Consider the following 12,403-nt stretch of genomic DNA (forward strand, 5'->3'; position numbering starts at 1 on the left):
CACTGACACGTTGAAAACAAAAGGGATTCGGCATCAATACCTAACCCCTTATCGTGTGATGACAATGCGAAATGTTATAGATCACGAAATTTACTATTAACAGTATAAGTATCTGAAGTTACATATCTTTCAATCTGGCGTAGCTTCATTTCACCTGATTTTAACTGTGTATCTATTTGGTTTATTAGGCTACTCACTTCAGGCCCAATATCTTGCTCTGAGCGATAACCACTTGGCGCGGTTTCAACAACAAAGCACATAACAATATACAAAATTAATGTAATTCCGAAACTGACAAATAAAGCCAGTACAGCCAATGCCCTAACCAAAGCAACCGGAAGTTCCAAGTATTCTGCAATACCCGAACATACACCACCGAACACTCGTCTATCCGTTAAACGGTAAAGCTTACGGCCGCGAAATTGAGTCATTATTTTTGCCTCCAATTTGGGTGCTCTGCATCCAAAATGTCTTCAAGCGTTTTAATACGTTGCTGCATATGTGATGCCTGTTCAGCCAATTGCATTAAACGCTGTATTTCATTTTCGGTTAGCTGACTCCCTTGCCCATTATTCTTTTTGCTGTAGTGTAACCACAGCCAAATAGGCAAAATAAAAATGAGAAAAATTATTAATCCGAGAGACAGAAAAACGTAGCCCATCACATTTCCTTATACATATGGTTTGCTTGTCTACAGCACTGATACGATGTTACCAACGCATCAGTGCATCAAAAATACTGTTATTGCTCTTTGTTTATTTTAGCTTTAAGTGCAGCTAATTGCGCACTAATTTCATCGTCTGCTTTCAATTCAGCAAACTGTTGGTCCAGTGATTTTTGTTTGCCAATACCATAACTTTGGGCTTCGCCTTCCATATGGTCGATACGACGTTCAAACTGTTCGAAACGCGCCATAGCTTCATCAAGCTTGCCGCTATCCAACTGACGGCGAACATTACGGCTTGATTGCGCAGCTTCCATACGAACTACCATGGACTGCTGCTTAGCACGCGTTTCCTGCAGTTTATTTTCCAATTCAGTAATTTCGCCTTTCAAACGGGCTAATGTTTCACCAACAATAATTAGCTCATGTTTTAATGTATCTACCATGCCACTAACTTTTTGTTTTTCAATCAATGCAGCACGCGCTAAATCTTCTTTATCTTTAACGAGTGCTAATTCTGCTTTTTCTTGCCAATCAGCAACTTGCTTTTCACCCATTTCAATACGGCGTTCTAGCCCTTTTTTTTCTGCTAGAGTACGTGCAGATGTTGAGCGAATTTCAACCAACATATCTTCCATTTCCTGAATCATCAGGCGGATCATTTTTTGCGGATCTTCAGCTTTGTCTAACAAAGAAGCGATGTTTGCATTAATGATATCGGCAAAACGTGAAAAAATACCCATTATTTATTTCCTCTTGATGGATTTTATCATTCTGTAGCGCCTCGACCTGATTTGGCTTCCAACCAATACCTGACGCTCCGTAAGTCATACAATTAATTCGTTATACCAAACTATTTGCGAAGAAAATATTGCAACTAGCGTGCCAACTTTAAAATTTATTTATATCCAAATGATTTTTAAGTAAATAATTATATGCTTTCCCTTTTATTTCATTTTAGCCTATAGTAAAAAATAGGCATTTTAAACCAACTATTGGTAAAAATAACCATGAAAGAGACTAATGACCCGATCCTTGGTATTTCAAGTAATTTTTTAGACGTACTAGAACAAACCTCCGAGCTCGCTCAACTGAGTAAACCTATACTGGTTATTGGTGAACGAGGTACAGGTAAAGAGCTTATCGCCGATAGGCTTCATTACTTATCCCCTCGATGGCAAGAAGCTTTTATCTCTCTCAATTGCAGTGGACTCAATGAGAATTTACTGGATTCTGAATTATTCGGACATGAGGCAGGGTCTTTTACAGGCGCACAAAAACGCCATCAAGGCCGCTTTGAACGCGCTGATAAAGGGTCACTTTTTCTGGACGAATTAGCCACAGCCCCAATGTCAGTACAAGAAAAATTATTACGAGTAATTGAATATGGTGAATTAGAACGAGTGGGAGGAAGCCAATCATTACATGTTGATGTTCGTTTAATTTGTGCTACTAATGCGAATTTGCCAGAACTGGCGAAACAAGGTCGATTTCGAGCAGACCTCTTAGACAGACTTGCTTTTGATGTAATCCGCATACCACCTTTGCGTGAACGCCAACCAGATATTTTACTACTAGCAGAGCATTTCGCCATTTTAATGTGTGGAGAACTAAAGCGTTCACATTTTACTGGTTTTACTCATGATGCCCAACAAACACTACAACAATACCCTTGGCCTGGTAATGTACGTGAATTGAAAAATGTCATAGAGCGCTCCGTATACCGCCATGGTGACCGTGCAGAGCCTGTCAACAATATTATTTTTAACCCCTTTGGAGAGCGACTCACAGAATTACATGAGTCATTACCTGCTCAACAATCTGTGTCTCCTTCTTCCTCAACATTGCCCTCGTTACCTTGTGACTTGCGCCAATGGCAACAAAAATCTGAGAAAAGGTTGTTAGAGCAAGCACTTGAAACAAGCCATTTTAACCAACGTAAAGCTGCAAAATTACTTTCATTAAGTTATGACCAACTACGTGGTTTGATTAAAAAACATCAGATTAAATTAGAGCCCTAATAATAAATAGTGTTCAAGTGACATTATGGTTATTTGAACACGGCTTTAAATTTAGACATTATTATCTTCCTTATTAACTGTATTTTTATTGCCAAATATTTCAAAAAATTGGCCTCAACCTTTATTACCTAATACGCGATAACACCTAATAATATTTAAATTTTAAATACATATATATTATTTTTTCTAAATAAAAGCAAAAAACCAAACCCCGAGTTTAAATTCACGCATATCAATTAGATAAGGTTCAATTTTTATCAACTTGCCTTAAATTAATTAATCTGCAATTATTTTCAATGAGATAAAAAATTAAGGTTATCTTAACTAAGTATTTTATACAATTTTATTGGGTAAATCTTCTCGCACAATAAGTTAATTATTAACATAATGATTATGGCAATGTTATACCCTGCATTCTTATCATTATAATTTTTTACTATTCTCAGAACACTCTTTAATAAATTAAATTATTTCTTTATTTTACAAATTGTCATATTTATCTACTGTGCGAAATGTATTTATGTGATATCTCTAGACCATAACTTTATTTACTAAAAGGAGACTATTATGAAAAATATAAACATTTTAGCTGTAACATTTTTTATTCTAGCTTTATCTCCTATCACCAATGCTGAGTCATTAATGAGAACTTTTTCTTATTGTGACTCATCCTTTTTTGAGAAAATTAAAGAAAGCCCTGTCTTACAAGATGTCTCTGACATTTTAAATAAATCACAGCTTAGTGATGGTAAGCAATTTTCTGTCAATATCAATTTTTCCCCGACAAATAAAGTCACTTTTAACCGTTTTATTGCTAGTCATAGTGATTTTGACAAATATGATGACTTTTCTTATATGGGAATGCGTGGACAGTATTATTTTTGGGGGTTCGAAACAACACAAAGCCTTGAAGAAGTGATCCGCCATACTACATCAAGGATTAGCATTATCAAGATTGGTAATAGTTATATATATTCCCCCATGATTAGGCATAATTTACAAGATCACTGGGTATTTAACGAAAATGCAGCTCAACGTTACAACCTTGACAAGAATGCCGCTGAAAAAATGCTGATTATTGAAAAGGATGAGCAAAGAGGTGTCGTTCGCTTTTTGTGTACCCTTCAAGGCAAAGTGACAAAAGATGATTTAAAATATGTTGGTTTAGAATAAATTCGCTTTTTATTACTGCCGTCTGTGCCAATTGACTGCTTATGTTTGGATAAAAAAAAGCCAGCACCCATGCTGGCTATCAAATAAAACACTGGAAGCAATGTGAGCAATGTCATGCCTTGTCTACATAAGCGTTTGCTTAATCGACAAAACGAATGATAATCGTTATCAATGCCGTTTGTAAAGCTTTTTAATGAGATTTTTTCTCATTAAGACATAGTTCAATGATAAACCTAATAATTTAAAGTTAGATTATTAGGTTTACTCCATTAATTACGCCTATTCATTCCTATTTTTTTGATTAAAATTTTGCTTATACCCAGAGCCCCTATTTTTACGCTACAATAGGCTCATTCAGGTTAACGATATCAGTGTTATGCGCCAACTAACTTTTTGGTTTTTACTTATCATTTCTTTATCTGCCCGTGCACTTGCTAACCAAGGGCATTACCCAGACATCGTGGCAAACGAGGTCCCAGCTGATATACGCCAAAAAGGTTTTATTTATTGTGTAAATGGCATCGTCACAACATTTAACCCTCAGTTGGTCAGCAGTGGGCTCATTGTCGACCCTCTTGGCGCACAAATTTATGACCGCCTATTAGATGTCGACCCTTTTACCTATCGTTTAATTCCCGAACTTGCATCACGTTGGGAGGTTCTTGATAACGGCGCAACTTACCGTTTACACCTACGTAAAGACGTAAAATTCCAAAATACGCCTTGGTTTTCACCGACCCGCAACATGAATGCAAATGACGTTGTGTTTAGCTTCGCCCGTATGTTTGAGGTAAATCATCCTTACCATTATATTAATGGTGGCCGTTACCCTTATTTTGATAGTTTGCAATTTGCGAGTAGCGTACAAAGTATACAAAAAATTAATAACTATACGGTTGAGTTCCGTTTGAACTCACCGGATGCCTCCTTCTTATGGCACTTAGCGACTCACTATGCCCCTATCCTGTCGGCTGAATATGCAGACTACCTTTCGAGTATTAACCGCCAAGAGTTGATTGACTGGCGTCCTGTTGGCACAGGGCCATTTAATTTAGATGACTACCAAGCTGGGCAATTTGTTCGTTTACTTAGAAATGACCAATATTGGAAAGGTCAACCTCGTATGGAAGAAGTCGTCGTCGATATGGGTGCCGGTGGAACTGGGCGTATTTCAAAATTACTCACAGGGGAATGCGACGTTTTAGCTTACCCCGCGGCAAGCCAACTAAAAGTGTTACGTGATGACCCACGCTTACGGATTTCCATGCGCTCGGGTATGAATATCGCTTATTTATCATTTAATACCAGTAAACCGCCATTAGATAAGCTAAAAGTACGCCAAGCTATTGCTTATGCGATCAATAATGAAAGGCTAATGCAGTCTATTTATTATGGTACCGCTGAAACAGCGGCATCAATCCTACCTAGGGCTTCGTGGGCATATGATAACCAAGCCAAAATAACTGATTACAATCCAGAACTCTCAAAGCAAATGCTACAAGAAATGGGGTTAGAAAACCTCAAGTTAGACTTATGGGTGCCAATTGCTTCACAATCATACAACCCCAGCCCATTGAAAATGGCTGAGCTTATCCAAGCTGATTTAGCACAAGTCGGAGTTATTATGAATATCCGTTCTGTTGAAGGCCGCTTTCAAGAAAACCAATTAATGGATAGGTCTCATGATATGACACTCGCAGGATGGACAACAGACAGTAATGACCCTGACAGTTTCTTTCGTCCTTTGCTTAGCTGTGCAGCAATAGGTTCACAGACCAACTTGAGCCACTGGTGCAACCCTTCATTTGATGAGATTTTGCATAAAGCATTGCTGACACAACAACTCGCTGCTCGTATCGATTATTACCATCAAGCGCAGCAAATTTTAGGGGAAGAACTTCCCGTTTTACCCCTAGCCTATTCTTTACGTTTACAAGCATATCGTTATGATATTAAGGGCTTAATGATCAGTGCCTTTGGTAACACATCCTTTGCTGGGGTGTATCGTGAAATGGAGCAAAAAATTAAAGTTGCACCTAAAAAGCCGAGTTCGCAACCATGATAATTTATTCTCTGCGTCGTTTTTTATTGCTACTAGTTACCGTATTCTTTTTATCATTAGTGAGCTTTAGCTTAAGTTATTTTACACCTAACGCGCCGTTAAGTGGTGCGTCACTCATTGATGCTTATATTTTCTATTTCGATGGTTTACTTCATTTTGATTTTGGTGTTTCTAGTATCAATGGTGAGCCCATAACCGAACAGCTAAAAGATACCTTCCCTGCAACAATGGAGCTGTGTATTTTAGCCTTTATCTTTGCATTAACCACAGGGATCCCGCTTGGAATTATAGCGGCTTTTTGGCGTAACAAACCTGCCGATATTGTTATCAGTATTTTTGCTTTATTGGGCTTTTCTGTGCCTGTCTTTGTACTAGCGCTTGTTTTAACTTTATTCTTCTCATTACATCTTGGGTGGCTCCCCGTCTCTGGTCGTATTGACCTTTTATATAATCTTAAACCGGTGACAGGGTTTGCTTTAATTGATGCATGGCTTTCAGATTCGCCCTATCGTAAGGATATGATAATTAACGTACTTGAGCATATGATGCTGCCAGTGCTAACCCTAGCACTCGCTCCCACGACAGAAGTTATACGTTTGGTGAGGAACAGTACCGAAGAAATTGCTAGTGAAAACTATATAAAAGCCGCAGCTATCCGCGGTCTCTCAAGAATTAAAATTATTCAGCGCCATATTTTTCACAATGCTATTCCACCTATCATCCCTAAACTTGGGTTACAGTTCTCAACAATGCTAACTCTCACAATGGTAACCGAGCTAGTCTTTAACTGGCCGGGGCTTGGCCGTTGGTTAGTCACTGCGATCCGTCAAGAAGACTATTCGGCGATTTCAGCCGGGGTAATGCTAATCGGTGCATTAGTCATTACAGTAAATGTACTTTCTGATATTTTAGGCGCTATGATGGACCCATTAAAGCATAAGGATTGGTATGTCCTCAGATAATTTTTATCGTGAACAAAAAATGCCATCCCCAACACGTGTGGTATGGAATTTATTTTCATCAGATGTTATTTCAATGGTGGGGTTTATTGGCGTCCTAATTTTGTTGGCTCTATGCTTTACAGGTTCTTATCTTGCTCCTTACGCATTAGATCAACAGTTTTTAGGTTATCAATTAACACCACCCTCTTGGTCGCACTACGGTGAGGTCGCATTCTTCTTCGGGACTGACGATCTTGGTCGCGATATTCTTAGCCGGCTATTAATCGGTACTAAATCAACTTTTGGCTCTGCTATTTTAGTGACCTTCATTGCGACAATTATCGGGTTGGTTTTAGGTTGTTTAGCCGGAATGACTCGTGGGTTAAAATCTGCAGTGTTTAACCATATACTTGATACCCTATTGTCTATTCCCTCATTATTATTAGCCATTATTGTTGTGGCATTTATGGGGGCTAGTTTGCAAAATGCTATGCTAGCTATTTGTCTTGCATTGATTCCTCGAATGGTAAGAACTATTTATGTTGCAGTGCATGATGAATTAGATAAAGAATATATTGTCGCCGCACGCCTTGATGGGGCGTCAAATATTTTTATTTTATGGTATACCGTACTTCCTAACATCACACCAATTTTGGTTACTGAGCTGACTCGCGCGCTATCAATTGCCATATTAGACATTGCCGCTTTAGGCTTTCTTGATTTAGGTGCACAACTCCCTTCCTCTGAATGGGGGGCAATGCTTGGTGATACTTTAGAACTTATCTATGTCGCACCTTGGACCGTGATCCTTCCTGGTATTGCTATCATGATAAGCGTGCTCTTTGTTAACCTTTTAGGCGATGGGTTACACCGAGCGATTAATGCGGGAGTTGAATAATGCCACTATTAGACATCCGCAATTTAACCATCGAATTTATGACGGCGAATGGCCCTGTTAAAGCGGTTGACCGTGTATCCATGACTCTATCTGAAGGTGAAATACGCGGTTTAGTCGGCGAATCAGGTTCAGGTAAGAGCCTAATCGCCAAAGCAATTTGTGGGGTAACTAAAGATAATATTAGGGTAACAGCCGACCGCTTTCGTTTTCAAGATATCGACTTATTAAAACTCAGTCCTCGTAAACGCCGCCGGTTAATTGGCCATAATATTTCAATGATATTTCAAGAGCCCCAGTCTTGTCTCGACCCTGCGGCAGATATTGGTAAACAGCTAATTCAATCTATTCCCAGTTGGACCTATAAGGGCCGTTGGTGGCAACGCTTTAATTGGCGAAAACGCCGAGCGATAGAGTTATTACACCGGGTTGGTATTAAAGACCATAAAGATATTATGCGTAGCTATCCCTATGAACTCACTGACGGTGAATGCCAAAAAGTGATGATAGCTATCGCCATTGCTAACCAACCCCGTTTATTGATTGCGGATGAGCCGACCAACGCAATGGAGTCCACCACGCAAGCTCAAATATTTCGTTTACTTGATAAGTTAAATCAAAACAATAACATGGGTATTCTACTGATTAGCCATGATTTGGAAATGATGTCAAAATTAGTTGACCGTATTAATGTACTTTATTGTGGTCAAACCGTTGAAAGTGCGACTCCTGAAGATATGTTACAGCGCCCACGGCACCCATATACACAAGCCCTAATTCGTTCAATTCCTGATTTTGAAAGCCCAATTCCTCACAAAGGGCGGTTGAATACCTTACCCGGTGCAATTCCTTCACTGGAACATTTGCCTATTGGTTGCCGCCTTGGTCCACGTTGCCCTTATGCGCAGCGTACTTGTATCATTGCGCCTCAATTACGCAGTATTAAAGGCCATCTCGTTGCTTGTCACTATCCGTTAAACACCGAGGAACAGCCATAATGGAAACCTTACTTGAAGTACGTAACCTCACTAAGACTTTCCGTTTCCGTGAAGGGCTATTTCATCGCCATGAGTTACAAGCCGTAAAACCTGTCAGTTTTAACTTACAAGCGGGCCAAACCTTAGCCATTATTGGCGCCAACGGTTCAGGGAAGTCGACACTTGCACGTATGTTATCAGGTGTTGTCGAGCCCACTAGTGGCGATATTTTTATCCGTGGGCAGCACCTCAAATTTGGTGATTACAGTTACCGTTGTCAACGGGTTCGCATGATATTCCAAGACCCCAGCACCTCATTAAACCCAAGGCAGCGTATTGGCCAGACCCTTGAGCTTCCTTTAAAGCTAAACACTGATTTAACAGGAATTGAGCGTGAAAGGCGTATAATTCAAACACTTCGCCAAGTGGGTTTACTTGCTGACCATGCAGAATATTACCCTCATATGTTAGCATCAGGGCAGAAACAACGCATCGCATTGGCTAGAGCACTTATCCTACAGCCGGAAATTATTGTTGCGGATGAAGCATTGGCTTCTTTAGATATGTCGATGCGTTCGCAAATCATTAATCTAATGTTGGATTTACAAGCAAAGCAAGATATTGCTTTTATTTATGTCACCCAACATTTAGGCATGATGAAACATATTAGCGATAAAATGCTAGTGATGGATAAAGGAGAAGTTGTCGAGCGAGGCAATACTGCTGAAGTTTTAGCCGCCCCTCTGCATGATGTCACTCGCCGCCTAATTGAAAGCCATTTTGGTGAGCCTTTATCTATCGATGCATGGCGGCAAGATTTATCATAATTAATGCCGCTATTTATGCTATTAGCGTGAGATTGTCACATTTGCCTTAATATGTTTGAGATGTACAACAATTGTGAAGGTGACAATCACTAACAGTGACCATGCTCCCCATTTGCCCGCATGCACCATTGACCAAGCACCAATTTGGTTTGGGTATTGCCAAACACCAAAAAATGTCCCAAAGTTTTCAGCTAACCAAATAAAAAAACCAATCAACATAAAAGCTAGTAATAAAGGCATTCTGCGTTCTTTATCTAATGGGGTATAAAAAACGACACTACGTGCATACAAGCCAAAAATAAAAGCTGTCAAATACCAACGGTAATCATCAATATAATGGTGGCTAAAAAAATTCACATAAATGGCAAGAGCAACAAGTGTCGCCATCCAATAAGGTGGGTAATGTTCAATTCTAACGTTAAAAAACCGCCAAGACTGAATGATATAGCTCCCTACCGCCGCATACATAAAACCAGTAAACAAAGGAACGCCCCAAAGCTTGGAATAAGCCTCATCGGGGTATTGCCATGAACCAATAGTTGCAGAGGTTTTAAATAACTCCATCATAAAACCGACTAAATGAAAAACACAGATTGCTTTTAATTCATCCCATGTTTCTAGTTTTGACCATACCAATAAAGCTTGAAATGTGACGGCAAAAATTAATAGGGCATCATAGCGAGGAAGCCCCATTACCCCTTTCGCTGGCACTAAAAATAAGGCCAAAAAGAAAAAACCAGCAAATAAACAAGAACGTGCATTGATGATACCAAAGAACCAGAACTCTAAAATAAAACGCTTAATCCCTTGGCTATTATTTGGCGTGTGCGCCATCAAAATTTTATCTAGCTTCCCTAAGATATTTAATTTTTGACACCCGTTGGTCATTTATTTACTCGCTAATTTCAATTGTGCGACTGTATTTTTATATACAAAGTAAGCTGTAGATTTTAGCAAAGCATAGCGAATACACCTAAGGCAACTATCTTAATTTTATGGCTTTTTTTCTTTTACCTTAACATTCTCATTTTTACTCTTGGGCCCTATTTTTGTTTAAATTTTAATTTTTGTATGTATCTCGCACCTGATGGCAATTCGTTAACAGAAAGTAATGATATACTTAAGTGATATGTGTTTATTTGCTATATGAATGCCCACTTAATAACTTAGGAGTTTTATCATGAAATTGTATTACGCTCCCGGTGCTTGCTCGCTGTCCCCTCATATTATTCTGCGTGAGACTGGATTAGACTTCAGTATTGAACGAGTTAATATCAAAGAGAAAAAAACAGAGAAAGGCGAGGATTATTTAGCAATAAACCCTAAAGGACAAGTTCCAACTTTAGTGCTAGATAATGGTGAGCAGTTAACAGAAGGTGCTGTTATTGTTCAATATATTGCTGATCAAAAACCTGATCGTAACCTAATCGCACTACCAGGGTCGATGAAACGTTATCACCAACTCGAAGCCCTTAATTTTATTTCGACAGAATTACATAAAAATTTCTCGCCGTTATTTACCCCCGGTACACCAGAAGAATATAAAGACACCGCTCGTGGCATATTATTTAATAAGTTTAAATATGTCGACAACGTACTATCAAAACAGGCTTTCTTTGCTGGTGATAGCTTTAGTGTTGCCGATGCTTATTTATTTACCGTTAGTGGTTGGGCAAAACATGTCGGGCTGGATTTAGCTAGCCTAACTCACCTACAAGATTACATGGCTAAAATTGCCAAACGCCCTAATGTCCAAGATGCATTAAAAGCTGAAGGACTGATTTAATCCGTAAGATAGCGCTCAACCAACGGGCGCTATCTATTTTATTAACTCATTAAATTTAATCTAACTGCGTCGCACAGAATTTATGTTCAGGATTGACCATTTTGTCTTGGGCTGCAACCAGTTGTAATTCGTATTCACCCATTTCTTTGGTTTTAATCATCACTTCGTATACTGCGGCTGCAACATGCTCAAGCCCTTTATCAAGAGGCTCCCCTTTCAATAAATTGACTAACATTAAACCACTCGTTAAGTCACCGACGCCTACTGGTTGTTTTTCACCAAAATCTACAAGTGGACGACTCACATGCCAGCTATGCTCTGCCGTCACTAAGATCATTTCAAAACGATCAGCCCGATAGCCTGCTCGGCTTAAATGCTTCACCAGCACAATTTTCGGCCCTTTGTGACATAATTCACGAGCGGCTTGTGCTGCTTCATCTACTGTTTTAATACTTCTACCAACTAAAGTTTCTAACTCAAGTAGATTTGGGGCGATGACATCGCTTACTGCTAATGCACGGTGACAAAGAAACTCCGCAACACCTGGTGCAACGATACAGCCTTTTTCAGGATGCCCCATGACAGGGTCACAAAAATAAAGTGCTTGTGGATTTGCCGCTTTAACTTTTTGTACAATCGCAAGGATATCATCCCCTTGCTCTGCGGAACCGATATAACCACTTAAAACCGCATCACAAACTTCTAATTTATGGATTTTTGCTAAGCCTTCAACGATATCGGTTAAGTGCTGAGCTGAAAAAACATTCCCTGTCCACTGTGGATATTGCGTGTGATTCGAAAACTGTACGGTATTAAGTGGCCACACATCTACGCCCATTCGGCACATAGGAAATGCAGCGGCACTGTTTCCTGCATGGCCGAAAACAACATGGGATTGAATTGATAATACGCTTTTCATTAAGAACCCAAAGAATTGTTATGTCGAATGAAGAGAAATCAGTGATTCGCCATTGCTAATATGAATATACTCCAAATAATTCGAGTTGCATGGAGGCGACAAGAGAAGAAAGCCCTATGAGTATACTTGACTCTATAC

Annotated in this window: 13 protein-coding genes; 8 read left to right on the forward strand and 5 right to left on the reverse strand. The window is 39.3% G+C overall.

The genetic code is table 11. From position 1 onward, the window contains the following. Nucleotides 1–74: 74 nt before the first annotated feature. The 3 genes from pspC to pspA form a co-directional block, all read right to left on the reverse strand. Entirely contained in the window at nucleotides 75–431 is a 357-nt protein-coding gene (gene pspC / locus ACIPUA_RS03215) for an envelope stress response membrane protein PspC (protein ID WP_042844002.1), read from the reverse strand. After that, on the reverse strand, nucleotides 431–661 hold the full coding sequence (gene pspB, locus ACIPUA_RS03220) for an envelope stress response membrane protein PspB (protein ID WP_042844003.1): 231 nt from the start codon (nucleotides 659–661) through the stop codon (nucleotides 431–433). Before pspB ends, pspC begins: the two co-directional genes overlap by 1 nt. Nucleotides 662–741: 80 nt before the next feature. Continuing rightward, nucleotides 742–1,407 carry a phage shock protein PspA gene (gene pspA / locus ACIPUA_RS03225; protein ID WP_449059263.1) on the reverse strand — a complete coding sequence of 222 codons (666 nt, stop codon included), beginning with the start codon at nucleotides 1,405–1,407 and terminating at the stop codon, nucleotides 742–744. Nucleotides 1,408–1,674: 267 nt separating this feature from the next. Between pspA and pspF the strand changes: the two genes are divergently transcribed. The 7 genes from pspF (at nucleotide 1,675) to sapF (ending at nucleotide 9,560) form a co-directional block, all read left to right on the forward strand. Next, on the forward strand, nucleotides 1,675–2,685 hold the full coding sequence (gene pspF, locus ACIPUA_RS03230; RefSeq protein WP_449059264.1) for a phage shock protein operon transcriptional activator: 1,011 nt from the start codon (nucleotides 1,675–1,677) through the stop codon (nucleotides 2,683–2,685). 567 nt (nucleotides 2,686–3,252) lie between these two features. Next, nucleotides 3,253–3,858 (forward strand): hypothetical protein, encoded by a 606-nt coding sequence (locus tag ACIPUA_RS03235; protein WP_449059265.1) that lies wholly within the window; start codon nucleotides 3,253–3,255, stop codon nucleotides 3,856–3,858. A 376-nt stretch (nucleotides 3,859–4,234) separates the two neighbouring features. Next, the gene (gene sapA, locus ACIPUA_RS03240) at nucleotides 4,235–5,920 is read left to right on the forward strand and encodes an ABC transporter substrate-binding protein SapA (RefSeq protein WP_048607026.1); all 1,686 of its coding nucleotides are present in this window, start codon (nucleotides 4,235–4,237) and stop codon (nucleotides 5,918–5,920) included. Continuing rightward, nucleotides 5,917–6,882 (forward strand): putrescine export ABC transporter permease SapB, encoded by a 966-nt coding sequence (gene sapB / locus ACIPUA_RS03245; RefSeq protein ID WP_042844008.1) that lies wholly within the window; start codon nucleotides 5,917–5,919, stop codon nucleotides 6,880–6,882. The genes sapA and sapB overlap by 4 nt, the downstream gene beginning before the upstream one ends. Then, entirely contained in the window at nucleotides 6,869–7,759 is an 891-nt protein-coding gene (gene sapC, locus ACIPUA_RS03250) for a putrescine export ABC transporter permease SapC (protein ID WP_042844010.1), read from the forward strand. Before sapB ends, sapC begins: the two co-directional genes overlap by 14 nt. Then, complete coding sequence (gene sapD, locus ACIPUA_RS03255; RefSeq protein ID WP_042844011.1) at nucleotides 7,759–8,754, forward strand: putrescine export ABC transporter ATP-binding protein SapD; 996 nt, start codon at nucleotides 7,759–7,761, stop codon at nucleotides 8,752–8,754. The genes sapC and sapD overlap by 1 nt, the downstream gene beginning before the upstream one ends. Next, nucleotides 8,754–9,560, forward strand: a complete 807-nt coding sequence (gene sapF, locus ACIPUA_RS03260; protein ID WP_042844012.1) for a putrescine export ABC transporter ATP-binding protein SapF — start codon at nucleotides 8,754–8,756, stop codon at nucleotides 9,558–9,560. The genes sapD and sapF overlap by 1 nt, the downstream gene beginning before the upstream one ends. Nucleotides 9,561–9,581: 21 nt before the next feature. Here sapF and ACIPUA_RS03265 read toward each other — a convergent pair whose 3' ends face one another. Next, nucleotides 9,582–10,448 carry a DUF817 domain-containing protein gene (locus tag ACIPUA_RS03265; RefSeq protein ID WP_048607024.1) on the reverse strand — a complete coding sequence of 289 codons (867 nt, stop codon included), beginning with the start codon at nucleotides 10,446–10,448 and terminating at the stop codon, nucleotides 9,582–9,584. A gap of 292 nt (nucleotides 10,449–10,740) precedes the next feature. On the opposite strand from ACIPUA_RS03265, the gene gstA reads away from it, so the two are divergent. Beyond that, nucleotides 10,741–11,346, forward strand: a complete 606-nt coding sequence (gene gstA / locus ACIPUA_RS03270; protein ID WP_042844014.1) for a glutathione transferase GstA — start codon at nucleotides 10,741–10,743, stop codon at nucleotides 11,344–11,346. A 55-nt stretch (nucleotides 11,347–11,401) separates the two neighbouring features. Here gstA and pdxY read toward each other — a convergent pair whose 3' ends face one another. Further along, nucleotides 11,402–12,265, reverse strand: a complete 864-nt coding sequence (gene pdxY / locus ACIPUA_RS03275; protein ID WP_129465839.1) for a pyridoxal kinase PdxY — start codon at nucleotides 12,263–12,265, stop codon at nucleotides 11,402–11,404. Between the last annotated feature and the right edge of the window lie 138 nt (nucleotides 12,266–12,403).

This window comes from Providencia sp. AGC89, assembly GCF_053543535.1.